Below are 23,844 nucleotides of genomic sequence, written 5' to 3'. Positions count from 1 at the left end.
TGCTACTTATTTGTCGTTAAGACAAACTACACCTGGAAGTTCTTTACCTTCCATGAATTCTAATGACGCACCGCCGCCAGTAGAAATGTGGCTCATTTTATCAGCCATACCGAATTTTTCAACAGCTGCTGCAGAGTCACCACCGCCGATAACAGAGTATGTATCTTCTGCATCTGCTAATGCTTGCCCTACTGCTTTTGTACCTTCTGCGAATGGAGTCATTTCGAATACACCCATTGGTCCATTCCATACAACAAGCTTAGAGTTTTTAATTACATCTGCATAAATTTCACGTGTTTTAGGACCGATGTCCACGCCTTCCCATGTAGAAGGGATAGAGTCGATACCAACGATTTGAGTTGTTGCAGTTTCAGAGAATTCCTCTGTGATTACAACATCAACTGGCATATAGAAGTTTACGCCTTTTTCTTTTGCAAGTTGCATAAATTCTTTAGCTAGTTCAATTTTGTCGTTTTCACATAGAGATAGACCAATTTCATGACCTAATGCTTTAACGAATGTGTAAGCAAGTCCGCCACCGATGATTAAGTTATCTACTTTGTCTAATAGATGACGAATTACACCGATTTTATCTTTTACTTTCGCACCACCGATGATAGCTGTGAATGGACGTTCTGGGTTAGAAAGTGCTTTACCTAATACATCTAACTCTTTTTCCATTAATAAACCAGATACTGCTGGTAGGTAGTCTGCGATTCCTGCTGTAGAAGCGTGAGCACGGTGAGCTGCACCGAATGCATCGTTTACGAAGATATCAGCAAGAGCTGCAAATTCTTTCGCAAGTTCTGCATCGTTCTTTTCTTCGCCCGCATAGAAACGTACGTTTTCAAGAACTAATACGTCGCCTTCGTTCATTGCTGCAACCATTTCTTGTGCAACTGGTCCGAATGCTTCGTCCGCTTTTTTAACATCTTTACCAAGAAGCTCGCCTAAACGTGCTGCTACTGGAGTAAGACGTAATTCTTCTACTGCTTGACCTTTTGGACGGCCTAAATGACTTGCTAAAATTACTTTCGCACCTTGCTCTATTAAATATTGAATTGTAGGAAGAGCTGCACGGATACGAGTTTCATCTGTAATTTTGCCTTCTTTCATAGGTACGTTGAAATCAACGCGGCAAAATACACGCTTACCTTTTAAATCTACGTCACGAATTGATTTTTTGTTCATTGGATTTCCCTCCGACTACTAGTTAGGATTGACAAAACCCATTCAAAAGCTTAACACATTTGCTTCTAAAACGAAAGAAGAGAGAGAGGGAACAAACCCTCTCCCTCGTTTTGTCATTGATTGCTTATATACTTAAGAATTAAAGACCTTTAGAAGTCATGTATGCAGCTAGGTCTACTACGCGGTTAGAGTAACCAGTTTCGTTATCGTACCAAGAAAGTACTTTAACCATGTTACCTTCCATTACCATTGTAGATAATGCATCGATTGTAGAAGAAGCTGTACATCCGTTATAGTCGATAGATACTAATGGCTCTTCGCTGTATCCAAGGATACCTTTTAATTCGCCTTCAGAAGCTGCTTTGAATGCTGCGTTTACATCTTCAACTGTTACTTCTTTGTCAAGTTCAACAACTAAGTCAACAAGAGAAACGTTAGCAGTTGGAACACGTACAGCGCCGCCGTTTAATTTACCTTTAAGTTCTGGTAATACTAATGCTACAGCTTTAGCAGCACCAGTAGATGTTGGGATCATGTTTTCAGCTGCTGCACGAGCACGACGTAAATCTTTGTGTGGTAAGTCTAAGATTTGTTGGTCGTTAGTGTAAGAGTGAATTGTTGTCATCATTCCGCGTTTTACGCCGAATTTTTCGTTTAATACTTTAGCGAATGGAGCTAGACAGTTTGTAGTACAAGAAGCATTAGATACTACGTTGTGGTTAGCTGCATCGTATTGTTCGTGGTTAACACCCATAACTACAGTGATATCTTCGTCAGAAGCTGGAGCTGAGATGATAACTTTCTTAACTGATCCACCTAAGTGTTTCTCAGCGTCTGATTTTTTAGTGAAACGGCCAGTAGATTCTACTACTACTTCTACTCCGTAGTCGCTCCATGGTAATTGAGCTGGGTCACGCTCAGCGATAACTTTAATTTCTTTACCGTTAACAACGATGCTGTTTTCGTTAGCAGATACTTCTGCATTTAAAGTTCCGTGAACTGTATCATATTTTAAAAGGTGAGCTAATGTTTTAGCATCTGTTAAGTCGTTGATTGCTACTACTTCTACCTCAGAGTTGTTAAGAGCTGCGCGGAATACGTTACGTCCGATACGTCCAAATCCATTAATACCAATTTTAGTCATTTAAATTTCCTCCTTGGGGGATTATATTAAAGGGTAATACCCTTTGTTAATTGTTTTGCTGCACCTTCATCTGTAATTAGAATTGAAGTGTGCCCTTGCTTTATTACAGCCTGTATTGCTTTTGCTTTTGAAGAACCTCCAGCGACTGCGACAACGTGAGATACATGTTGTAAATCTTCAAGTTGCATACCAACTGTTCTTACTTTATGAACAACATTTCCTTGTTCATTAAAGTAGTAACCGAAAGCTTCGCCAACTGCTTCGCTTGCCTGAATCTTTAACCAATCTGCTTCTGAAGTATTTCTGCGACGTGCCATTGTTAACGCATCACCAATTCCATGAATGACGATATTGGAAGATCGAATCAACTCAAGAACTTCTTTCACGGAGGGCTCGGTTACAATAGACGCATATGCTTCGCTACTAACGTGATCTGGAACATACAATAAGCGATAATTACTCATCGTATTTTGTGCCATTTTGGCGCAAATGGTATTGGCTTCTAACTCAACACCTTCTCCAATTCCACCACGTGCTGGGACAAATAGCATATGTAAATCTTTGCAATCAAGTTGCATCATGTCCGCAGCAGCAGCTAGCGTAGTTCCTCCAGCCACAGCAACGATATTATTCACTGTCAGACGGTCTTTTATACAAGTCACACAAGCACGGCCCATCTCCAGTTTGACCCAAGGTGATTCATCACTATCACCAGGGACAACGAAAACTTCATCCAAGTCTAATGTTTCCTTAAGTTGTTTTTCTAAAACCTTTAACCCGGAAATTTCTTTCATAAAGTCTTCCAAAGCAAGAACTAAAGCTGTTCCTTCTTCTGTCAAAGTCATTCCAGAAGAAGCGACGTGAACTAAGTTTTGTTCTTTCAAAACTTGAACTTCACTTCGCAATACTCGTTCTGTCATACCGAGACTTGCAGATAAGTTTCTTCTTCCAATCGGCTGCATAAGCCTAATGTACTGAAGCACTTGCATTCTCGTTTGCATAACAGGTAGCAGATCAGGTAATAATTTTTTTGTGTTCTGAATCCATGAGCGCATATCTTTTCTCCTCACTACATCGGTTCATTTCCCTTCATGGTCACTTTATGTCCCGTAGTGACATTTTGTGTCCCACTTAAGTTAAAAAAATAATCCCTGCTACGTGTATTATTGTAACAGGAGACAGAAACTTATTCAACTCTTAACTGCATTGTTTATATAGTTTATTATGACACCTTTGTGAATGTTACCATATTCTACTTGTCTTCCGCCTATTTCTACAACAGGAATCATTAGATGGTATTTCTCTAAAAGGTCATTATCTTCATATATATCTATTTCCTCAATTTGAAAAGAATATTCATATTGTACTTCTTTTAAAACTTGTTTTGCCTTCACGCAAAGACCACAATCTTTTTTTGTATATAGTACAACCTTCATCTTCTTCACCTATCCAATTGTTTTTCTTAGAGACGAAGCAGGAATATGCATTTGTTCTCTATACTTCGCAACCGTTCTTCGAGAAATAACGATTTCATGCTCTTCTTCTAATAATTTTGAAATCTTTTGATCCGAAAGTGGCTTTTTCTTATTTTCTGCTCCAACAAGCGTTTGAATGAATTGTTTCACACGCTTTGTAGAAACCGCCTCATCTTCCGTCGTAGAAATAGAATTACTAAAGAACGATTTCATCTCAAATAAACCGTACGGCGTTTGCACATATTTATTACGCGTTGCACGACTAATTGTAGACTCATGCACACCTAACTCTTCCGCCACCTCTTTTAAAGCAAGTGGTTTTAAATACTCTGGACCTCCCCAGAAGAAATCATGCTGTTTTTCCATAATAATATTCATCACTTGTAAGAGTGTTTGTTTTCTCTGTTTCAAACTGCGCATAATCCATTGCACATGCTGATACTTCTCCGATACGTAAGAAGCCACTTCACTTTCACTATTATTTAGTAACGCACTATACTCAGAGTGAATTTCAATTCTTGGCATATTTCTCTCATTCATCTGTAAAACGAGATGATCGCCATCTTTTTTTACCGCCATATCAGGCACAATATAAAGTGGTTTATCAGAAGAAAATGCAAGACCTGGTTTCGGCTGCAATGATGTAATACAGTTCACCGCATCCTGTAATTCCTCGTTGGTACACTTCAACACTTGAACGAGCTTTCGCCAATCTTTCTTAACGAAATAATTAAAATGATCATCTATAATTTCTTCCGCTAACCCATTTCTTCTTTGTAAGCGCTTCAATTGGATTGATAGACATTCCTGAATATTACGCGCACCTACCCCTGCTGGCTCTAACGATTGAACAAGCTCCACGGAACAGTCCACTACATCAATTGGCGCAGAAAGAAGCTCTGATAACTCTTCATTTGTTTCTTGTAAATAACCATTTCCATCCATGTTCATAATAATGAAAGAAGCTGCTTTTCGCTCTTCTTCATCTATTTTATAATACTGTAGTTGATTTAATAAATGTTGCTGAATCGTTGTAGAATCCACACTGTAGATTTCCATTTGATTCTCGACTTGTTTGCGGGTACTTTTACTTGTGTTAGAGCTCTTTTTCTTCTCCCTCTCAAAACCACCTAACTCAATAAGGGGATTCTCTAACGATTGCTCATACAAAAACTCCGATAATTCTTGTACATTATACTGGAGCATTGTAATCGCTTGCCTTAACTCTTGTGTCATTGCCAAACGTAAGCTTTGTTCTTGTAAAAGACTTGCCTTCAAACTAATCTCCCCCTTGTTTCTATTGTACAATAAGTTTGGTAAAAGGAGAATCCTATCGCAGACACCCATTCCAAAATATTATTAATTTATATGTATTAATGAGATTTACATCTTACAACCTAAATTTGAATAATATTGAAAGAAAATAATAACGCATAAAAATTATTACCACATACTAATAGTAAATCTTATTATCAGATATAACAAGCGATAATAAAAAAAGGTCTGAACTTATACCTGTAAGTTCAGACCTTTTTTACAATGGCGAGTACATATCGAATATTACACGTTTCTTCACCATTGTCGCATTTTCATTTGATAGATTAATTCCGTTCGTATCCTCTACGAGTACCACACGCACCAAATTCACAGCGTTGCGATTTGCTATAAAGATACTTTCTTGTTTATCTGCTTTGTGTAATTTTCGAATTGTGACTTGGATTGCCTCTGAGTTATTTTTCCAGGGTCTATTCTTACAAGTGAACCACATTTATGACATGTACTTTTTACTTAACTGCAATAAATACCTAGCGATGCCGTTATCTTATAAACTTCATTGAAATTTTCATCTTCCATGAAGACCTCCATGATTTCAGGTATTCCTTTTGCATACGCAACTAACATTTCGAATGCATCATCTTTCGTTATCTTGTGACGAGTCACACTACTGTTGTGATGTTCCATCGTTACATAATAGACCTTTTCTCCGCACTCCTCTTCTTCAATACATGTAAGAAACGATTTTATTTCAAATAGCTTGCGAGAACCTTTTTTCATTCTTCTTCTCCTTCATAACGGTCAAGAAAGTCCGATAATGCCAACGAAAGATGATCACTTTTATTAAACTTCAGCTTACTGGAAAAGACGGCTAGCCTGTCCCTATTGCTTTGTGAATCACTACTATCTTACGTGTCATATCTTCGTTCAGCAACTTAACAATACGCTTGTGCAATATATCTCGTTACAATTTCTTTTAGTGCTAAAATCTGTTCTGATTTGAATTGCATTTCACTCTTTAATTCTTTTCATAATGAAAAACCCCCTATACACGATTATTTCTAATCACATACAAGGGGTTTCTTTAGATTTACTATTAATTTTCAACACGTTCTTCACGCTATTATGTGCTATTTACTCAATACTTTTAAATAGAACACATCACAACAACAATACATAACGCGCCCAGAGGGATTCGAACCCCCGGCAGACGTGGTACCGGAAACCACCGCTCTATCCGACTGAGCTATGGGCGCATGATTATTACGATAATATCAACGGTTTGCCTCCGTCTTCTTCCGACTTGTTCTTACCGAAAGTTAAACGTAGGATACGAACACCAACACGTAGACGTTCGCTTCTTTACATATGGATATTATATCCTGACGCTAACCTAATACGCAAGCATAAAAACCTCTTCTACACTAGCTTTAGCGCGCAGTTTTCCTTCTTTCGTTCCCCCTTAATCTACTTAAATCGAAATAGAACGCATATAGGCTCATAACTTCATCATATTAAATCTAATCGTCTAGAATTGCATCTCTCGGCATCGCACTTTCCGCATATAGTCTATAAAAAAAAGACAGGCGAAGTGATGCCCGCCCATCTCCGCACTATTTTATATATTTTGATCGCAGGCTAAATATATCTTCCCCTTCACGAATGCCTGCCGATCCCTTCCTCACATTTTTTACGACAGTCCAATTCGGGTTAGTTTCATCACCGATGTTCTGTACTGTAAAGTTGCCGTCACCATATTCTCGGTGACCTTCTGCCAATTTCTCCGTTAAATCATTCTCTTTTGATCTCACCATCTTTGCGCCATCTCCCTTTTTATACAACCCTCTTAAACTGTCCAACCGATCACACGTCCAGTCAATTGGAGATCCTCGTTTTCCGCTTCGATTAATTTTAACACACTGTCGGGGGTAAGTTCCGATAACGGCTGCCCAATCGCATTAGAAACGTTATTTTCTTTGATAGTAGAAACTCGGCGAGGATTGGGTAAAAGACAATTCGCTGGGCTGCGTCAGGACTTCGCGAGAGATCAACCCCCTGATTCAAAAATCACAAATACTATCTCTAAGGGACTCCTGCGACGGCTCAGCGGGGTGGCTTGGAGGGTTCGAAAAATTTTCGTTTGGGTTGGCTTGTGGTGAATAGCGTATTCATTTTGATGAATGACGAATACAACATAAATGACTTTTGTTACTTTCGACTTTCTCTTCTAAATGTTGATTTAAAAGAATTCGCAAGACTTTCGATGAACAAAACAATTCGTAAATGTTTTATGCATTAAAAGAAACGTTGATTTAATAACGTTCTTCTTTCGTGAATGACTTCGATTGAACGAATAAGATAATGAAGATATTATTTTTTTAAAACTGAACACATCCTTTTTTTACTATACAAGAAAATTTTATTTTAAATTGAAAATAACTACAAGAATAGAAATATATATATTTTATTGATATGTTTTTTGTGAATAATTAGAAATTTAACCTCATGTAATTTTCAGTTACTTTTTAATCTTCAACAGGTAACATACCTACATCATGAATTACATATCATCCTCTTCCATCTTATAAAGCGCCACTATAACAAAGAATTCATTGACGCTTGAATCAAAGCTTCAACTTCAAAAACCTAAATTTTCCAATCATAAATTCACCCAAACCCACAAATTATAATCTTTGAATTGATATTCCAAAGGGGGCTTCATTCAATGACTGTAATTACAAAACTAAAGCAAACTGTTTCTGGATTAAAAAGTGCACAAGCTAGCTTAGAGGGATTCGCTCTTGATACGGATAACCAACAAGCAAAGCAACTTTTCCAAACAGCTGCGCAGCAAACACAAACAATTATCGATTCTTTAAACCCGCGTGTTGAAGAAGTCCAGCAAGAAGAACCACAATACACACAGCAATAACCAAAGGTGCCACTGTATCTAATGGTACACAATTTGAGAAAAAGGGTGATATGCAATCATCCTTTTTCTCTCACATTACATACTGCAATAGAAATGGAATGATTATAATGCGAAAACTTGGAATCATAACCGCGTTATTTATGCTCCTATTCGGTTCACTTACCGGATGTGATAATAGCCCGTTAGATAAAAAAGTAAAGAAAGAAGAAGCTAAGCGAACAGATGAGAAAAAGGGCCCTAAATTAACAAAAATGAGTACAGAATCCTTTAATCAATCTATATCGCAAGACGCTAAGAAAAAAGCTCTTGCTATGGAGGGAATTATAGAAGCTACCGCAGTTAATACAAATTTAGATCTTTACATAGCCATCAAACCTGAACATCACGAAAGATTTGGTTTAAAACCTTTACGAAGTAAATTAAAAAAGAAGCTAAGTGATGAAAACCCTACTTTCGATATTCGTGTAAGTACAGACAAAAAGATCTTTATGCTCATAGAAGAACTTGAAAACAAAATTAAGAAAAAGAAAGTGAGTAAGGATGGCATTAAAGAACAGTTAAAACTCATTCAATCAGAAATGGGATCTAATATTTAAGCTTTCTAAAAGAGAAGGAAGGATTCAAATGTCTAGTAAAGATAAAAATTTAACACCTGTACAACAAGAATATAAAAAATTCGAACAACAGCGCGAACCGAAGCGCCCCGTTTTAAAAAATTGTATAAAAGCTTTTTTCGTTGGGGGATTAATTTGTCTAATAGGCCAACTGATTTCCACCTTTTATATTACGTACTTTGATTTCACTGAAAGATCTGCCGGGAACCCTACCGTTGCAACTCTTATTTTTATCTCCATGCTACTGACGGGATTTGGCGTCTACGATCGCCTCGGACAATTTGCTGGTGCTGGTACCGCAGTTCCCGTTACTGGATTTGGTAACTCTGTTATTGCCGCGTGTATTGAACACCGTACAGAAGGGTTCGTTCTCGGCGTTGGTGGTAACATGTTTAAACTAGCAGGATCGGTCATCTTATTTGGCGTATTTTCAGCTTTTGTCATCGCTCTTATTAAAACGATTCTCTTTCAATGGGGAGGGCTGTAAATGTTACAAGGACACCGAACATGGGTATTCGAAAACAAACCAGTTATCATCTCAACAGGTGTAGTCGGTGGCCCATTTGAGGCAAATGGAAAAATTCCTGAAGACTTCGATACCCTGCATGAAGATTTATGGCTCGGACAAGATTCTTACGAAAAGGCGCATAAAATTTTATTTGAAGAAGCTTGTAGCCGCGCTACCGAAAAGGCAAAGCTCCGTAAAGACGATATTCAATTCGTACTCGCAGGGGATTTAATTAACCAAATAACTCCAACGAGCTTTGCATGCCGCACACTCGGAACACCTTATCTCGGTTTATTCGGCGCCTGTTCTACCTCTATGGAAGGCCTAGCACTCGGCGCAAGTATCGTAAATGCAAAAGGTGCAAAGTATTTATTAACTGGGGCATCAAGTCATAACGCTGCGGTAGAAAAACAATTCCGCTATCCAACTGAATATGGTGGTCAAAAACCTCCTACGGCTCAGTGGACAGTGACCGGTGCAGGCGCGGCTATTTTAAGCGACACTGGATATGGTCCACAAGTAACATCGGCTACCATTGGACGAGTTATTGATATGGGACTAACAGATCCTTTTAATATGGGTGGTGCGATGGCCCCAGCTGCTGTCGATACGATTGAAGCTCATTTACGCGAACGACAAATTGACGCCTCTTATTACGACTTAATCGTAACAGGTGACCTTGGACATGTCGGTCGCGAAATCGCTTACGACCTACTACATAAACATGGAACAAAGGTAAAGAGCGAGCAATTTCAAGATTGCGGAATCATCATTTATAGAGAAGGTCAACCTGTAATAGCCGGCGGAAGTGGCCCAGGCTGTTCAGCAACAGTAGTGTACGGACATTTATTAAATAGAATGAAAAAAGGAGAATTCAAAAAGATACTAGTTGTTGCGACAGGCGCTTTACTATCTCCCCTTACATTCCAACAAGAAGAAACAATTCCATGTATCGCTCATGCTGTATCGATCGAATTTGGAGGTGCAACACAATGATTTTTTTCTGGGCTTTCGTCATTGGCGGACTCATATGCGTAATCGGACAACTTATGTTTGATGTCGGTAAACTTACTCCTGCCCATACGATGGCAACACTCGTTGTTGCTGGAGCAATATTAGATGGATTCAATTTGTATGAACCACTAATCGATTTCGCCGGAGCTGGGGCAACAGTACCTATTACAAGTTTCGGTAATGCCCTCGTTCATGGCGCGATGGAGGAAGCAGCCAAACATGGCATCGTCGGCGTTATTACCGGCATGTTTAAAGTAACGAGTGCTGGTGTATCAGCTGCCATTATTTTCGGCTTCATTGGAGCATTGCTATTCAAACCGAAAGGATAAGAGGTGTTTTCATGACTGTTATCGCTAGCGTAAAAACTTGCCTTGCCAGTGTAAGAGGGGCTCAAGCAAGTTTAAGCTCCCTTTCATTAAATTCACAAGACGAAGAATCAAAACGCGTATTTCATGAATGTATGTTAGAAATGGACAGCGTCATCGCTGATTTAAAGGATAGAATTTCAGTATTAGAACGTGAAGAACCTCAATATAAAGGGTTTTAAGTAGACTGGAGGAAATGACTATGTCTCACCTGCCCGAATGGACACTCGTTATTCTTCGCTCTGTATTCATATTAATCATTTTATTCGCTATTACGAAATGGTTAGGGAAAAGACAAATCTCTCAGCTCTCCTTTTTTGAATACATAGCCGGAATGACCATCGGTGACATCGCTGCCCAAGTATCTACAGGGCTCGATTCAAAATTTTTCCACGGCGTCTTTGCGATACTCATTTTCGCTGTGGTACCTTTTTTCACAGGAATCATCTCCTTAAAGAACAAAACAGCTCGGGACTTCTTTGAAGGAAAATCTACCGTATTAATAAAAGACGGAAAAATACTCGAAGATAACTTAAAGAAAGAAAAGTATACAAGTGATGAATTGCTTGAGCTTCTCAGAGGAAAAAATGCGTTCAGCGTAGCTGATGTTGAATTTGCAGTACTAGAACCGAGCGGAGAATTAAATGTATTATTGAAGAAAGATCGTCAACCACTTACAGCAAAAGACATCAGCTTAAAAGTACCAAACGAAAAAGAACCGCAAACCGTTATTATGGATGGAAATATACTAGATGAACCTCTTTCTGCTAGCGGACATAATCGCGCTTGGTTACATTCTGAGCTAGAAAAACTCGGTGTTGTCATTGAAAATGTCTTTCTTGGTCAAGTTGATTCATACGGACAACTTACTATCGACATCTATAATGATAAACTCCAAATGCCTTCTCCTCAAAACAAGCCTTTATTATTAGCATCCTTAAAGAAATGCAATGCTGATCTTGAATTATTCTCTTTAGAAACGAAATCAAAATCAGCGAGTGATATGTATAGTAAAAACGCAAAACAAATCGAGAAAATCTTAAATAAAGTAACCTATCTGTTAAAAGAATAAAAAATGAAAGAACGCTTCTATACAAAAGGCGTTCTTTTGCCTTTTCCACACCATTAATCACGTTTAAATTTATGTAATTCGGTTATGATGTTGAAGATACATAAGCAGGGAATTTTAAAAACATAGCGAATAAATCATGATACAACTACATATTTTTTGATTTAAAGTGGTTTCGTTTGACCTTCATTGACCATAATTGTATTATAAGACTAAGAAAGCTTTTAAAGGAGGAAATAACAGATGAATTTAATTCCTACAGTAATTGAACAAACAAATCGTGGAGAACGCGCTTACGATATTTACTCTCGACTATTAAAGGATCGCATCATTATGCTTGGTAGCGCAATTGATGACAATGTAGCAAACTCAATCGTTTCCCAGCTTTTATTCTTGGAATCTCAAGATCCAGAAAAAGATATTCACATTTACATCAACAGCCCTGGTGGTTCTATCACAGCTGGTATGGCAATTTACGATACAATGCAGTTTATTAAACCACAAGTATCAACAATCTGTATCGGTATGGCTGCATCTATGGGTGCATTCTTACTTGCAGCAGGTGAAAAAGGAAAACGTTACGCACTTCCAAACAGTGAAGTTATGATTCACCAACCACTTGGCGGAGCCCAAGGTCAAGCGACTGAAATCGAAATCGCTGCAAAACGTATCCTATTCTTACGTGAAAAATTAAACCAAATTCTTGCTGACCGCACAGGTCAACCACTTGAAGTTCTACAACGCGACACAGACCGCGACAACTTCATGACAGCAGAAAGAGCTCTAGAATACGGCTTAATCGATAAGATCTTTACAAATCGTTAAGACACTTAAAAGCGGAAGCGGCTCGTTCAAAATCGCAGGGCGTTGGAGCCCCTGATTCCGAGGCGCTTTTTGCCTCGAATGAAGGGGCGAAACGACCGGAGATTCTAGCCGCTGGAGCTGGATACATCTAAAAGCGGAAGCGCCCTATTACAGGGCGCTTTTTTATTATGTACAAGGGTATCACATACCCCACAAACAGAAAAATAAAAAAAGCTATCGCACATTCGCGATAACCCTTTATTGTACATATGCAGCTAATGCTTCCAAAGCCTCTTCTGCATCTGAACCTTCTGTTGTGATTGTAATCATGCTACCAGTTCCGATTGCTAAGCTCATAATCCCCATTATGCTCTTTGCATTCACTGTCTTTCCATCTTTCTCGATGAAGATATCCGCATGAAAGCGATTTGCCTCTTGTACAAACAACGCAGCCGGACGTGCTTGTAAGCCGTTTTTTAATGCCACTTTAACCAGTTTTTGAACCACAGCTCCATTTCCCCTTTAACCTTTTATTTTTTTGCTACTGTTTCCCCCGCGCGTAATTTCTCTGCAATTTCATCGATTTTACGCAAACGATGATTAATACCCGATTTACTAATTTTCCCCCCGGATACCATCTCACCTAACTCTTTCAATGTTACATCTTGATAATCTCTTCGTAACTGTGCAATTTCTCTTAATTTATCTGGCAAAATATCAAGCCCAACCGTCTCATCAATATAGCGGATGTTCTCAATTTGCCTTAGCGCTGCACCAATTGTTTTATTTAAATTAGCTGTTTCGCAGTTAACTAAACGATTTACTGAATTACGCATATCGCGAACAATTCGAATATCTTCAAATCTTAAAAGTGCATTATGAGCACCTATAATATTTAAAAACTCTGTAATTTTTTCAGCTTCTTTCAAATACGTAATGTACCCTTTTCTTCTTTCCAACGTCTTACTATTTAAATCAAATCCGTTCATCAGTTCACATATAGAATCATTATGTTCCTTATATAACGAAAAGATCTCTAAATGATAAGATGATGTTTCTGGGTTATTTACTGAACCACCTGCTAAAAATGCACCGCGTAAATACGATCGTTTACAACATTTCTTCTCGATTAATTCCTGCGATATATTTCGAATAAACGAAAAGTCATCCCGAACAATGTGAAGATCTGCTAATATTTCGCGAGACTTCTCAACAAGCCGCACGATATATACATTATTTTTCTTCAATCGCATTTTTTTACGAACAAGTAATTCTACCGTCACATCATATCCTTTTTTCAAAAGCGTATAAATCCTTCTTGCAATTGCTGCATTTTCCGTTTGAATATCGATAGATAGGCGACGGTTTGAAAAAGAAAGCGATCCGTTCATTCGAAGCAACGCCGATAATTCTGATTTCTCGCAGCATTCCTTCATTTCAAGGTTGGTCAACTCTTTCTTTGTTTCTGATGCAAATGACACAGTCAACACCTCCTTATACTATTACTTTGGAACAAAAATCTTGTCCTATATGAATGAGGAGCGTTACCTCAAATGAGGCAACGCACATTTATAACAATGAATATAAAATAGAAGCTAACTTTAATGTATCATGTCTTACAACACGATCATCATATTTCGCTAATCGATCTTGAATGATTTCGATATTATGTTCAGCAAAACGATCTGTATCCGGTGCAACTGGTTCCGACATCTCTTCCTCATATAACTTACGTAATTCACGAGGAATATCACGATTATTTACAATCGCAGTGTCGATAAATGGTTTACCTAAATGATCATGTAACGCCTGCACATGATCAAATGCAGTATAACCCTTCGTTTCGCCCGCTTGCGTCATAACATTACATACATATACCTTCTTCGCTTTTGCAGCAAGAACAGCGTCTCCAATTTTGTTAACAACTAAATTCGGTAATATACTTGTGTACAGACTTCCTGGACCGAAAACAAGCAAATCAGCTCGTTTAATTTCCGTCAACGTTTCACATAACGGTTCTACATCTTCTGGAGTTAAAAAGACACGATTAATCTTCTTCCCGAAATGAGGAATCTTTGATTCACCTGTTACAATTTCTCCATCTTCTAATTCTGCATGAAGTACCGCACTTTGATTCGCTGCTGGTAATACACGTCCTCTGACATTTAATACTTTACTCGTTTCCGTAATCGCGTGGTAAAAGTCTCCTGTAATCGAAGTCATACCTGCCAATAGTAAATTTCCTAACGCATGCCCTTTCAGTCCGTCTCCAGTTGTAAAACGGTGCTGAAATAAAGCCTCCACTAATGGTTCTACATCCGATAACGCAACAAGTACGTTACGAATATCACCTGGAGGTGGAATTTCTAGCTCATCACGTAGTCTACCTGAACTGCCTCCATCGTCGGCTACTGTTACAACTGCTGTAATATCAACAGGATATTGTTTTAATCCCCTTAATAAAACAGAAAGTCCAGTTCCACCTCCCATGATAACAATTTTAGGTTTTCTCTCTTTTTTCATCCCTTAATGGCCCTTTCTCTTCTCCACATCACGATGAGATACATGAACGCTATACTCTGGTTTCAAATGTTTCCCAAGGTACTCTGTAAGCGTAACAGAACGATGTTGCCCACCTGTACATCCAATCGCAATTACAAGTTGACTCTTACCTTCTCTTTTATAATGAGGCAGCATGAAAGTGATAAGATCCGTCAATTTCTCTAAAAACTTATGTGTTTCATTAAATTTCAACACATACGACGAAACTTCTTCATCCAGTCCTGTTAATGGCTTCATATGTGGAATATAATATGGATTTGGTAAAAAACGAACATCAAATACTAAATCAGCATCAATTGGAATTCCGTACTTAAATCCGAATGACATAACATTTACACGAAATGCTTGCTCAGTTTCTGTTGAGAATAAGTGAACAATTTTTTCTCGTAATTCTTTCGGTTTCAAATCAGATGTATCAAGCACAATATTCGCTCGTGCCTTCATATCAGTTAAGAGACCACGCTCAGCTTCAATTCCCTTTAACGGCAAGCCAGTTGGCGCAAGTGGATGCGAACGTCTCGTTTCTTTATAACGAGTTACAAGTGTGCTATCTTTCGCATCTAAAAATAAAATATGAGGAATAATCCATGTACGTTCTGATAAATCATCAAGCGCTCCCCATAAATATTCAAAAAACTCTCGGCCACGTAAATCAATACCGAGTGCCACTTTATTCATTTTACCTTTTGAATCTGCCATAAGTTCAATAAACTTCGGCAATAACATCGGTGGTAAATTATCTACACAAAAATATCCTAAATCTTCGAAACTTTGTAACGCTACCGTCTTTCCAGCTCCAGACATCCCTGTAATAATTACCATTTTTATATCATTATTCTCTGTCATCGTATCCTCTCCTTGCAGGTTTAACTCGGATCTAATCGATATGAAAGCAACTCAAAATCTGGGGTATATACAAATGTACCGTAGATTATACCATTCCCTTTAATTAAATAATCAATAATGTGATAATCTCCTGGTGCCATTGCTAAATCATCAATTTTATCAAATGTATGCCAACCAATGATGCCTTCTTCGCTCTCTAATTTGTTTTCTCCTGCAAAATCTGTTGCTAAAAAGGAGAACATCATCCATTCAGAAACAACTTTATCACCTTCTTGGATGACAAAAGTGAAGACCCCTTTTAATGCTGGATTCTTTAAATAAATACCTGTTTCTTCACGATACTCGCGAACAACGGAATCTCTTACTGTCTCACCACGCTCCATTTTCCCGCCCGGTGCAACCCACCAATTCCGGCGAGGTTTTTGGAGTAAGAGTACTTCATTATCTCTAATTAACACACAGTTTGTCACTCTTTGCATGTTTCTTCACCTCAGCTACTTGCAGCAAAATTTCTCACTGCATACTCATTTCATTATACTATCAAAAACAGTTTGCTACAACGAAGGTGCCAGTCCCCTTTCGCTAAGCAATTGTAAAAATTCTTTCTATAACAAGCAATCAAAATACCTTACTTCCCATGAATAGCACATAAAAATCCCCTTAACGATTTTTATCGTTAAGGGGATTAAAACACTTATTTCTTACCGAAATAAGTAACAACCGCAAATCCTAAAATAAAAGTAATAATTGAACTTACAATTGAAATTCCACCAGTCGGAATGCCAGGGAACACAATGACAATCGACCCGATAACGAGCCCAATAATTGCCGCAAATGTCATACTTTTATAACGATCTAACAAATAACTAATTCCTTTACTACTTACAACAAATCCGGCCATCACGCCGGCACCGATAACCACGATTAACGGTAAATTGAGTGTAGTTAAAGCGTTAATTGCTGTCGGATACACACCAATAATTAATAAAATAAACGATCCACTAATTCCAGGAAGAAGCATAGCCATACTAGCCATCCATCCTGCGAAAAATAAACCAATTGCATTTAAAATTGTTAACGTCGTAATCGGATCCGCTGCCTTATCTGGTTTAAAGAATGCTGTTATTGCAACAAGAATTGCTGCAATTATTAATAAGGCAATATGACTACCTTTAAACGTTGCCTTTGCATCAGCTTCTCTCATTAACATCGGTAATATACTAATAATTAAACCGAGAAAGAAAAATTGAGTCGGTTCATAATGATTTGCTAATAAATATTTAATAACGTGACTTAACGTTAGAAAAGCTGCCGCTACACCAGCTGCAAGTGGGATTAAAAACGCTAAATGTTTTTTCCATTCACGACTAAAGAATCCGCTAATTGCTGCAAGCAATTGTTCATAAATCCCCAACACAACAGCGATTGTTCCGCCACTCACACCAGGAATTAAATCACTAACGCCCATACAAAATCCACGATATATATTACGCCATTCCATACTGAATAAATTCCTCATTTCTTATAATGATTTTTCCCGTAAATTCTAGTATAACAATAAGAATCATTATATTCTTAATTGTTTTTGACAATAGTTTGACATTTGGACAAAAAAAGAAAGCCACCTATCGGTAGCTTTCTTCTCAAAAGGAAAAATAACCTTATTTTTCTGTTACAGTCTTTAGTTCCTCTACTAACTCTTCTATATAATGCTGTGCACTCTGCGCTGCAATACTACCATCGCCTGTTGCCGTTACAATTTGACGAAGCATTTTTTCACGAACATCACCAGCTGCGAAAATACCAGGAACTTTCGTTTCCATACGCTCGTTCGTTTCAACATAACCATTTTCATTTGTAATACCTAGCTCAACAAACGGTTTTGATAATGGTAACATACCGATGTATATGAAAACGCCGTCAGTTTTAACTTCTTGTTCTTCTCCACTGTTTACATCTACAAGTGTTACGCTTCCTACTTTACCATTTGCATCGTTAATTTCTTTTATAGTGTGATTCCAAATGAAATCTACTTTCTCATTTTGGAAAGCACGATCTTGTAAAATTTTCTGTGCACGAAGAGTGTCACGACGGTGAACGATCGTTACTTTTGATGCGAAGCGTGTTAAGAACACACCCTCTTCAACAGCAGAATCTCCGCCGCCAATAACAACAAGTTCTTTCCCTTTAAAGAATGCACCATCACATACTGCACAATATGATACACCGCGGCCGCCAAGTTCTGTTTCACCTGGCACACCAATTTTTTTATACTCTGCACCGCTTGCAACGATAATTGCACGTGCTTTATATTCTTTTTTACCAGCAATAATTGTTTTGTACTCTTTACCATCGATGATTGCTTTCACATCACCGTATGCATATTCAGCACCAAATTTCTTCGCATGCTCAAACATTTTATTTGATAAGTCTGGTCCTAAAATAGACTCATAACCTGGATAGTTCTCTACATCTTCTGTATTTGCCATTTGTCCACCTGGAATACCACGCTCAAGCATCAGTGTGCTTAAATTCGCACGAGATGTATATACCGCAGCTGTCATACCAGCTGGTCCTGCACCAATAATAATGACATCATAAATTTTTTCTTCTGACACACTATTCACTCCCATTCATTCATACACATTAAGTTACCCTCATTATACTGTTAGCATCATTTTTTTCCCAATGATTTGCCTACCCTACGTGTGCGTGCGCTTAACAGCCTGCACATACTTTCGTACAGTCGCTACAGATACATTATATACATCACCAAGCTCTGCCTGTGTCATCTTATTTCTTTGTTCGCCGCGTACAATGTATTCAATTGCCGCTGACCAACCGTACACATTTGTAAAAGTCGCTCCAGATGTATATAAACGTATGAACGTGCAAAACCAAAAATTTAAACACTCTTCGATTAATTCATCGTCTTTTTTCGTATAATTGTATAATGCATCCGCGATTCGTACGCACTGTTCAAATTGCTGTAAATCAGCTGGGATGCTTTTATGACTATTAAGTAAAAAGAAATATTTTGCAAGTTGCGATACGATTGGAACACCATTTTTCGCTTGCGTTACATCAAAGAAGAATCCAACCTTCTCTGGTGTTGACAATTCATTCATTAAATATAAAGCTAGCATTTTCTCTTCTAGCGTCGTACTTTGCTGAAATGATTTTCGTAACTCTTCAAATAAAAGATTTTGTCCTTCATCTGCTAAATTCAGTGCATTCCACGGTTCTTTTCCTTTTTTATCAGGATGCAATTCTACAACATGTTGCCACATTTTTTCAGCTACTTGCTGTTCCTTCACCATATACGCAGAGTATGCAAACCAGTAATAAAAACTGACGTCTCCTTCGTATCCTTGACGCTTTAATACTTTGAACCATTTATATGCAGGTTCAAAATGACCAATTGTTGCAAGCGTTGTTCCAAGTTTCAAACGATGCTCAAATGAAATTGGATATACCGAAACTAACTGCCCCGCTAATGACTCTACTTGCTTATGCTCTCCAATTGAATATAGAAAAATAAGCGTATTACAAAGCGCATGCATATTACCAGGATTTTTCTCTAAAATCATTTCTGTTAACTTAAGCGCTTGATCTACATTACCTGATTGAAAATGTGCAATCGCTAAATTATTATGTCCTGACCAAAATTCTGGATATTCTTTCGTAACAACTTCTAGTGTAGCAATCGCCTCTTCTAATTGTCCGTTACGAATGTAGCGGTTCGCTTCTTCTTGCATAACAATTAGCTCATCTTCATCCTCAATCTCTTCCGCACCCATTGCATCTTCTTCCATAATCTCAAGCAATTCTAATGTATCTTCTACAAATTCCTTCTCTTCCGCAACTTCTAAATATCGCTCTGCATATTTCTTCGCCTGTTGAAACAAGCCCATATATGCATAATTATTTGAAATAAAATAATAGCATTGCTCAAGTTCAGGATTGGATCTAACAAGCTTTAGAAATATCTGATTCGACTCTTGATATTCACCAGATTCAGATAATGCTATTGCTAGTTGGCATAAAATAAACGGCTCCTTCTCGCTTTGTGCTGCTCTTCGAAAATACTTAATTGCATCTTGCAATTTTTGCCCTTTATAAGCCCTCATCCCTTTTTTATAAAAGAAGTCCGCTAACTGATTAAAAGAGATAACTTGTCCGTTCTCCTTATATATTCTTTGATTTTTCCCCATATATCCTCCAGTTTTTTGTTTTCTTCGTTCACACATTCTTCTATCTATAAGTATAAACGATTCCGTAAAAAACAAAACATTATATTATAATCAATTATTTCCTTTTTATTCATAAAAAGAGAAGGGAAATGTTACATTTTTAACATCAACCTTCTCTAGTGGCCATTTCCTCTTTCGTATAAATAATACGCATCGGATTTCCGCCTACGAAAGCGCCGCCTGGTACATCTTTATGGACAAGTGTGCCTGCAGAAACGATAGCTCCATCTCCAATTTTCACACCTGGTAAAATTGTCGTATTCGCTCCAATCATAACTTCATTCCCTATGACAATTTCTCCAAGTCGATACTCACGAATTAAATATTCATGCGCTAAAAGCGTTGTATTATAGCCGATAATTGAATTGTCTCCCACAGTAATCTTTTCTGGAAACATAATATCTGGCATTACCATAAGTGCAAACGACGTTTTCTTTCCTACTTCCATCCGTAAAAACGTGCGATATAACCAATTCTTTACGGATAAAAATGGCGTGTAACGTGCGATTTGGATGATAATAAAGTTTTTCATTACCTTCCAAAAAGAAACTGTTTTATACACATTCCACAATGAATTTTCTCCTGAAACAGGATAGCGCGTTGTCCGTCGCACTGAACTCTCTCCTCTACTTATATAAAGTGACACTTTAACCGGCAGGAATCTTACTACCCGTTAATGCGGGACAAAATCGGTAGTAAATCACTCATTTTATCTAGCACATAATCTGGTTTATACGCTTCTAAATACGCTCTACCTTTCAATGTCCATGAAACCGCTACTGTTTTCGTACCTGCATTTTGTCCACCGACGATATCATGATGATTATCACCAACCATCAATGTTTCTTCTGGCTTTGCATCTAATAATTTCAATGCTTTTTGAAGTGGTTCTGGATGTGGTTTCACATGTTCCACATCATCAATCGTCACAACAACATCAAAAAACTGATCAAGTTTCGAAAGCTTTAATCCCATTTCAACCGTCTGTCTCGCTTTCGTTGTAACGATGCCGATCTTATAACCTTGCTTCTTCAATTCTTGAACCGTTTCATATACAGTTTCATACTCTTCCACTAATTCATCATGATGCTCATGATTAAATTGACGATAACATGTAATCATCTCTTCAACCTTACTTGCATCAATTTTACTAAAAGTATCATGCAAAGATGGACCGATAAATGGCAATACATCTTCACGCTTATACTGATTAGAATAATAGTGATTTAACGTATGTAAAAAAGAAGAGATAATAAGTTCATTTGTATTAATTAACGTTCCATCTAAATCAAATAACACTGTATTTATTTTCATCGTCCTTAATCCTTTCATTACCTGAATATGAAAGAAGCAGCATCTTATATAAGATGCTACTTTTCTCTAATTTTCTAAATATCTTTTATCAGCTTGCCCCATTTTTCGTCTCACAATAATGAAAATGATAGAAATAACAACAATTCCAATAGACATTACTTGTGCAATACGAAGTGGTCCTAACATTAAACTATCTGTACGCAAACCTTCTACGAAGAAGCGTCCCACTGAATACCAAATTAAATATGTGAAGAATAATTCACCACGGCGTAAATTCACTTTTCGTAACGCGAGTAGTAAAATAACACCTGCAAAGTTCCATAATGATTCATATAAAAACGTTGGGTGATAATACACACCATCAATGTACATTTGATTAATAATGAAATCTGGTAAATGAAGACCTTCTAAAAACTGTCTCGTTACTTCATCACCATGCGCCTCTTGGTTCATAAAGTTTCCCCATCGGCCAATTGCTTGTCCTAGTAAAATACTCGGCGCAGCAATATCCGCTAACTTCCAGAATGAAAGCCCGCGTCGTTTCGCAAAAAGGATTCCTGTAATAACAGCCCCGATTAAACCACCATGAATCGCCAAACCACCTTGACGAATATTAATAATTTGACTCGGATTTTGCGAATAATATTCCCATTCAAAAATGACATAATACATTCTCGCAAAAAGAATGGCAATTGGTACTGCGATTAATACAAGGTCGATAAATGTATCTTTGTGAATACCAAGCCTTTCTCCCTCGCGAGTTGCTAGCCAAAGACCTAATAGCACACCTGTACCGATAATAACCCCATACCAATAAACAGGGAACGGCCCAAGTTGGACTGCTATACGGTCAAGCTGTGGTACAGAACCTAACAGCATATATATGACCTCCCTCTCCAGAGTCTACTCTTGATTTCCTAACTCAATCGCACTCATTAATCGTTCAGAGAACTGTTGTGCCGCATTGACTCCCATACGTTTTAATCTGAAGTTCATCGCTGCTACTTCAATAATAACAGCCAAGTTTCGACCAGGACGAACTGGAAGTGTAATCTTCGTAAGTTCTGTATCAATAATCTTCATCTTCTCTTCATCAAGACCTAAGCGATCATAATTTTTCTTTTGATCCCAAATTTCAAGATTAATAACAAGTGTAATACGTTTATAATTTCGTACTGCCCCTGCACCGAATAACGTCATTACGTTAATGATACCTAGACCACGAATTTCTAATAAGTGCTCAATTAAATCAGGTGAGCTCCCTACTAATGTATCTTCATCTTCTTGACGAATTTCTACGCTATCATCCGCAACAAGGCGGTGACCACGCTTTACAAGTTCAAGCGCTGTCTCACTTTTCCCGACACCACTTTGACCTGTAATTAAAACACCAACACCATAAATATCTACTAACACACCATGAACAGCTGTTGTTGGCGCTAACTTACCTTCTAAATAGTTTGTTAAACGACTTGATAATCTCGTCGTCGTTTGAGCAGAACGTAATAAAGGCACGCCCGATTCACGTGATGCTTGTAATAACTCATCCGGTACATCTTGATTACGAGTTACAATAATACAAGGCGTCTCCTCAGTACAAAGCGCTTTCATTCTCTCTTGCTTTTGCTCTGTCGTTAACGTATCAAAGAACGTAAGCTCCGTTTTCCCAAGAAGCTGCACGCGATCAGCTGGATAATATGTAAAAAATCCTGCCATTTCAATTCCAGGTCGCGATAAATCACTCGTATCAATCGGACGATGAATCCCTTCTTCACCACTTACTAACTCCAATTGAAATTGTTCAATTAAATCTTTTGTCCTTACTTTCGGCATATATATAAACCTCCACTCCGCTGCGGGTTCAGTCTCATTTGATGTAAAATTCCATTCTATCGGATATTGTACCATTTTTTTCTGGAAACAAGAAACTCGGTTTCTAATAAATAGAAAAAAACATTTCATATGAATCATGAAATGTTTTTCTTTTTGTCATTTTCTCTTTTTTTCATGTAATGGTTCAACAATTACTTTTTCAATTATCATATTAAAAATAGAAATACAAATTGCCGCAACAATCGCTACACCAAATCCTGATATATTAAAGGCGTCCCCTAATAACGAATCCGTCATCTTTAACGTAATCGCATTAATAACAATTAAGAAGAAACCGAAAGTTACAAGAGTAATCGGTAGCGTAATTAAAATTAAAAGCGGCTTTACAAATACGTTTAAAATCGCCAATATAATACTCGCAATAATTGCAGTTTGTATATTTGCTATGTAAAATGCGTCTGGTGCAACCCCTTTTAAAAGTCCGGATACAGCGATTAACACAACGCTATTTACAAGAAGTGATACAATCCATCTCATTTCCTTACACATCCTTTTAACATATATATTTCATCATACGCTAATAGATAATAAACGCAAGTAACATGCAAACACTTATACCAATTTATTCTATTCTTTATACTTGTA

Annotated in this window: 28 protein-coding genes and 1 tRNA gene; 8 read left to right on the top strand and 21 right to left on the bottom strand. The window is 37.7% G+C overall.

All coding sequences use genetic code 11. The features are described from left to right. Window positions 1–6: 6 nt before the first annotated feature. The 8 genes from B5P42_RS05795 to B5P42_RS05760 all read right to left on the bottom strand — a co-directional run bounded on the left by B5P42_RS05795 (window position 7) and on the right by B5P42_RS05760 (window position 6,899). On the bottom strand, window positions 7–1,191 hold the full coding sequence (locus B5P42_RS05795; protein ID WP_002016070.1) for a phosphoglycerate kinase: 1,185 nt from the start codon (window positions 1,189–1,191) through the stop codon (window positions 7–9). 139 nt (window positions 1,192–1,330) lie between these two features. Then, window positions 1,331–2,335: a type I glyceraldehyde-3-phosphate dehydrogenase gene (gene gap / locus B5P42_RS05790; protein ID WP_002016071.1), complete on the bottom strand. Its 1,005-nt coding sequence runs from the start codon at window positions 2,333–2,335 to the stop codon at window positions 1,331–1,333. Between the two features lie 26 nt (window positions 2,336–2,361). Continuing rightward, window positions 2,362–3,390 carry a gapA transcriptional regulator CggR gene (gene cggR / locus B5P42_RS05785; protein WP_002089545.1) on the bottom strand — a complete coding sequence of 343 codons (1,029 nt, stop codon included), beginning with the start codon at window positions 3,388–3,390 and terminating at the stop codon, window positions 2,362–2,364. A 135-nt stretch (window positions 3,391–3,525) separates the two neighbouring features. After that, entirely contained in the window at window positions 3,526–3,771 is a 246-nt protein-coding gene (locus tag B5P42_RS05780; RefSeq protein ID WP_002089547.1) for a glutaredoxin family protein, read from the bottom strand. A gap of 9 nt (window positions 3,772–3,780) precedes the next feature. Next, window positions 3,781–5,088, bottom strand: coding sequence for an RNA polymerase factor sigma-54 (gene rpoN / locus B5P42_RS05775; RefSeq protein ID WP_002129881.1), 1,308 nt, complete (start codon window positions 5,086–5,088; stop codon window positions 3,781–3,783). 510 nt (window positions 5,089–5,598) lie between these two features. Continuing rightward, on the bottom strand, window positions 5,599–5,865 hold the full coding sequence (locus B5P42_RS05770; RefSeq protein ID WP_002143723.1) for a hypothetical protein: 267 nt from the start codon (window positions 5,863–5,865) through the stop codon (window positions 5,599–5,601). A gap of 400 nt (window positions 5,866–6,265) precedes the next feature. Continuing rightward, a tRNA-Arg gene (locus tag B5P42_RS05765) sits at window positions 6,266–6,341 on the bottom strand. A gap of 357 nt (window positions 6,342–6,698) precedes the next feature. Further along, a complete protein-coding gene (locus B5P42_RS05760) occupies window positions 6,699–6,899 on the bottom strand; it encodes a hypothetical protein (RefSeq protein WP_002129884.1) in 201 nt (66 codons plus the stop codon). A gap of 911 nt (window positions 6,900–7,810) precedes the next feature. Between B5P42_RS05760 and B5P42_RS05755 the strand changes: the two genes are divergently transcribed. The 8 genes from B5P42_RS05755 to clpP all read left to right on the top strand — a co-directional run bounded on the left by B5P42_RS05755 (window position 7,811) and on the right by clpP (window position 12,412). Beyond that, window positions 7,811–8,017 carry a DUF1657 domain-containing protein gene (locus B5P42_RS05755; protein WP_000216167.1) on the top strand — a complete coding sequence of 69 codons (207 nt, stop codon included), beginning with the start codon at window positions 7,811–7,813 and terminating at the stop codon, window positions 8,015–8,017. A gap of 107 nt (window positions 8,018–8,124) precedes the next feature. Beyond that, the gene (locus tag B5P42_RS05750; RefSeq protein ID WP_002139164.1) at window positions 8,125–8,613 is read left to right on the top strand and encodes a YhcN/YlaJ family sporulation lipoprotein; all 489 of its coding nucleotides are present in this window, start codon (window positions 8,125–8,127) and stop codon (window positions 8,611–8,613) included. A 28-nt stretch (window positions 8,614–8,641) separates the two neighbouring features. Beyond that, window positions 8,642–9,118 carry a stage V sporulation protein AC gene (spoVAC, locus tag B5P42_RS05745; protein WP_002034730.1) on the top strand — a complete coding sequence of 159 codons (477 nt, stop codon included), beginning with the start codon at window positions 8,642–8,644 and terminating at the stop codon, window positions 9,116–9,118. Then, window positions 9,119–10,135, top strand: a complete 1,017-nt coding sequence (spoVAD, locus tag B5P42_RS05740) for a stage V sporulation protein AD (protein ID WP_113708895.1) — start codon at window positions 9,119–9,121, stop codon at window positions 10,133–10,135. Then, complete coding sequence (gene spoVAE, locus B5P42_RS05735; RefSeq protein WP_000575919.1) at window positions 10,132–10,482, top strand: stage V sporulation protein AE; 351 nt, start codon at window positions 10,132–10,134, stop codon at window positions 10,480–10,482. The genes spoVAD and spoVAE overlap by 4 nt, the downstream gene beginning before the upstream one ends. An 11-nt stretch (window positions 10,483–10,493) precedes the next feature. Next, the gene (locus tag B5P42_RS05730; protein ID WP_000215909.1) at window positions 10,494–10,700 is read left to right on the top strand and encodes a DUF1657 domain-containing protein; all 207 of its coding nucleotides are present in this window, start codon (window positions 10,494–10,496) and stop codon (window positions 10,698–10,700) included. A gap of 20 nt (window positions 10,701–10,720) precedes the next feature. Next, complete coding sequence (locus B5P42_RS05725; RefSeq protein ID WP_105589896.1) at window positions 10,721–11,590, top strand: DUF421 domain-containing protein; 870 nt, start codon at window positions 10,721–10,723, stop codon at window positions 11,588–11,590. Window positions 11,591–11,830: 240 nt separating this feature from the next. Beyond that, complete coding sequence (gene clpP, locus B5P42_RS05720; RefSeq protein ID WP_001049163.1) at window positions 11,831–12,412, top strand: ATP-dependent Clp endopeptidase proteolytic subunit ClpP; 582 nt, start codon at window positions 11,831–11,833, stop codon at window positions 12,410–12,412. 237 nt (window positions 12,413–12,649) lie between these two features. On the opposite strand, the gene B5P42_RS05715 is transcribed toward clpP, so the two are convergent. From B5P42_RS05715 to B5P42_RS05655, 13 genes are all read right to left on the bottom strand, one after another. Continuing rightward, a complete protein-coding gene (locus tag B5P42_RS05715) occupies window positions 12,650–12,898 on the bottom strand; it encodes an HPr family phosphocarrier protein (RefSeq protein ID WP_002068337.1) in 249 nt (82 codons plus the stop codon). Between the two features lie 23 nt (window positions 12,899–12,921). Next, complete coding sequence (gene whiA / locus B5P42_RS05710) at window positions 12,922–13,872, bottom strand: DNA-binding protein WhiA (RefSeq protein ID WP_002016082.1); 951 nt, start codon at window positions 13,870–13,872, stop codon at window positions 12,922–12,924. 88 nt (window positions 13,873–13,960) lie between these two features. Beyond that, window positions 13,961–14,914, bottom strand: coding sequence for a gluconeogenesis factor YvcK family protein (locus B5P42_RS05705; protein WP_113733806.1), 954 nt, complete (start codon window positions 14,912–14,914; stop codon window positions 13,961–13,963). A 3-nt stretch (window positions 14,915–14,917) separates the two neighbouring features. After that, complete coding sequence (rapZ, locus tag B5P42_RS05700; RefSeq protein ID WP_002016084.1) at window positions 14,918–15,799, bottom strand: RNase adapter RapZ; 882 nt, start codon at window positions 15,797–15,799, stop codon at window positions 14,918–14,920. A 20-nt stretch (window positions 15,800–15,819) separates the two neighbouring features. Continuing rightward, window positions 15,820–16,278, bottom strand: a complete 459-nt coding sequence (locus B5P42_RS05695; RefSeq protein WP_001190080.1) for an NUDIX hydrolase — start codon at window positions 16,276–16,278, stop codon at window positions 15,820–15,822. Between the two features lie 215 nt (window positions 16,279–16,493). Further along, window positions 16,494–17,300, bottom strand: coding sequence for a DUF368 domain-containing protein (locus B5P42_RS05690; RefSeq protein ID WP_002016085.1), 807 nt, complete (start codon window positions 17,298–17,300; stop codon window positions 16,494–16,496). Between the two features lie 160 nt (window positions 17,301–17,460). After that, window positions 17,461–18,417 carry a thioredoxin-disulfide reductase gene (gene trxB / locus B5P42_RS05685; RefSeq protein ID WP_002089563.1) on the bottom strand — a complete coding sequence of 319 codons (957 nt, stop codon included), beginning with the start codon at window positions 18,415–18,417 and terminating at the stop codon, window positions 17,461–17,463. A gap of 84 nt (window positions 18,418–18,501) precedes the next feature. Further along, window positions 18,502–20,013, bottom strand: a complete 1,512-nt coding sequence (locus B5P42_RS05680; RefSeq protein WP_002129890.1) for a tetratricopeptide repeat protein — start codon at window positions 20,011–20,013, stop codon at window positions 18,502–18,504. A 145-nt stretch (window positions 20,014–20,158) separates the two neighbouring features. Next, window positions 20,159–20,665, bottom strand: a complete 507-nt coding sequence (locus B5P42_RS05675) for an acyltransferase (protein WP_061673729.1) — start codon at window positions 20,663–20,665, stop codon at window positions 20,159–20,161. Window positions 20,666–20,718: 53 nt separating this feature from the next. Continuing rightward, window positions 20,719–21,366: a pyrophosphatase PpaX gene (gene ppaX / locus B5P42_RS05670; RefSeq protein WP_002089567.1), complete on the bottom strand. Its 648-nt coding sequence runs from the start codon at window positions 21,364–21,366 to the stop codon at window positions 20,719–20,721. Window positions 21,367–21,432: 66 nt separating this feature from the next. After that, complete coding sequence (gene lgt, locus B5P42_RS05665) at window positions 21,433–22,245, bottom strand: prolipoprotein diacylglyceryl transferase (protein ID WP_002034719.1); 813 nt, start codon at window positions 22,243–22,245, stop codon at window positions 21,433–21,435. Window positions 22,246–22,269: 24 nt separating this feature from the next. Continuing rightward, window positions 22,270–23,199 carry an HPr(Ser) kinase/phosphatase gene (hprK, locus tag B5P42_RS05660; protein WP_002016091.1) on the bottom strand — a complete coding sequence of 310 codons (930 nt, stop codon included), beginning with the start codon at window positions 23,197–23,199 and terminating at the stop codon, window positions 22,270–22,272. Between the two features lie 156 nt (window positions 23,200–23,355). Then, window positions 23,356–23,736, bottom strand: a complete 381-nt coding sequence (locus tag B5P42_RS05655) for a phage holin family protein (protein ID WP_002089574.1) — start codon at window positions 23,734–23,736, stop codon at window positions 23,356–23,358. Window positions 23,737–23,844: the final 108 nt, after the last annotated feature.

This window comes from Bacillus sp. SRB_331, assembly GCF_003264175.1.
Taxonomy (GTDB): domain Bacteria; phylum Bacillota; class Bacilli; order Bacillales; family Bacillaceae_G; genus Bacillus_A; species Bacillus_A mycoides.
The sequence above is the reverse complement of the archived record's forward strand: the minus strand, read 5'-3'. Positions and strand labels throughout refer to the sequence as shown.

Bases quoted from the DNA above. Each gene is read 5' to 3' on its own strand.
- spoVAD (WP_113708895.1), top strand. From the start codon at position 9,119: ATGTTACAAGGACACCGAACATGGGTATTCGAAAACAAACCAGTTATC.
- B5P42_RS05680 (WP_002129890.1), bottom strand. From the start codon at position 20,013: ATGGGGAAAAATCAAAGAATATATAAGGAGAACGGACAAGTTATCTCT.
- clpP (WP_001049163.1), top strand. From the start codon at position 11,831: ATGAATTTAATTCCTACAGTAATTGAACAAACAAATCGTGGAGAACGC.
- B5P42_RS05705 (WP_113733806.1), bottom strand. From the start codon at position 14,914: ATGAAAAAAGAGAGAAAACCTAAAATTGTTATCATGGGAGGTGGAACT.
- B5P42_RS05760 (WP_002129884.1), bottom strand. From the start codon at position 6,899: ATGGTGAGATCAAAAGAGAATGATTTAACGGAGAAATTGGCAGAAGGT.
- B5P42_RS05755 (WP_000216167.1), top strand. From the start codon at position 7,811: ATGACTGTAATTACAAAACTAAAGCAAACTGTTTCTGGATTAAAAAGT.
- B5P42_RS05750 (WP_002139164.1), top strand. From the start codon at position 8,125: ATGCGAAAACTTGGAATCATAACCGCGTTATTTATGCTCCTATTCGGT.
- B5P42_RS05730 (WP_000215909.1), top strand. From the start codon at position 10,494: ATGACTGTTATCGCTAGCGTAAAAACTTGCCTTGCCAGTGTAAGAGGG.
- ppaX (WP_002089567.1), bottom strand. From the start codon at position 21,366: ATGAAAATAAATACAGTGTTATTTGATTTAGATGGAACGTTAATTAAT.
- B5P42_RS05655 (WP_002089574.1), bottom strand. From the start codon at position 23,736: ATGAGATGGATTGTATCACTTCTTGTAAATAGCGTTGTGTTAATCGCT.
- B5P42_RS05780 (WP_002089547.1), bottom strand. From the start codon at position 3,771: ATGAAGGTTGTACTATATACAAAAAAAGATTGTGGTCTTTGCGTGAAG.
- cggR (WP_002089545.1), bottom strand. From the start codon at position 3,390: ATGCGCTCATGGATTCAGAACACAAAAAAATTATTACCTGATCTGCTA.
- hprK (WP_002016091.1), bottom strand. From the start codon at position 23,199: ATGCCGAAAGTAAGGACAAAAGATTTAATTGAACAATTTCAATTGGAG.
- spoVAC (WP_002034730.1), top strand. From the start codon at position 8,642: ATGTCTAGTAAAGATAAAAATTTAACACCTGTACAACAAGAATATAAA.
- B5P42_RS05795 (WP_002016070.1), bottom strand. From the start codon at position 1,191: ATGAACAAAAAATCAATTCGTGACGTAGATTTAAAAGGTAAGCGTGTA.
- B5P42_RS05725 (WP_105589896.1), top strand. From the start codon at position 10,721: ATGTCTCACCTGCCCGAATGGACACTCGTTATTCTTCGCTCTGTATTC.
- B5P42_RS05690 (WP_002016085.1), bottom strand. From the start codon at position 17,300: ATGGAATGGCGTAATATATATCGTGGATTTTGTATGGGCGTTAGTGAT.
- rapZ (WP_002016084.1), bottom strand. From the start codon at position 15,799: ATGACAGAGAATAATGATATAAAAATGGTAATTATTACAGGGATGTCT.
- gap (WP_002016071.1), bottom strand. From the start codon at position 2,335: ATGACTAAAATTGGTATTAATGGATTTGGACGTATCGGACGTAACGTA.
- lgt (WP_002034719.1), bottom strand. From the start codon at position 22,245: ATGCTGTTAGGTTCTGTACCACAGCTTGACCGTATAGCAGTCCAACTT.
- spoVAE (WP_000575919.1), top strand. From the start codon at position 10,132: ATGATTTTTTTCTGGGCTTTCGTCATTGGCGGACTCATATGCGTAATC.
- B5P42_RS05695 (WP_001190080.1), bottom strand. From the start codon at position 16,278: ATGCAAAGAGTGACAAACTGTGTGTTAATTAGAGATAATGAAGTACTC.
- B5P42_RS05770 (WP_002143723.1), bottom strand. From the start codon at position 5,865: ATGAAAAAAGGTTCTCGCAAGCTATTTGAAATAAAATCGTTTCTTACA.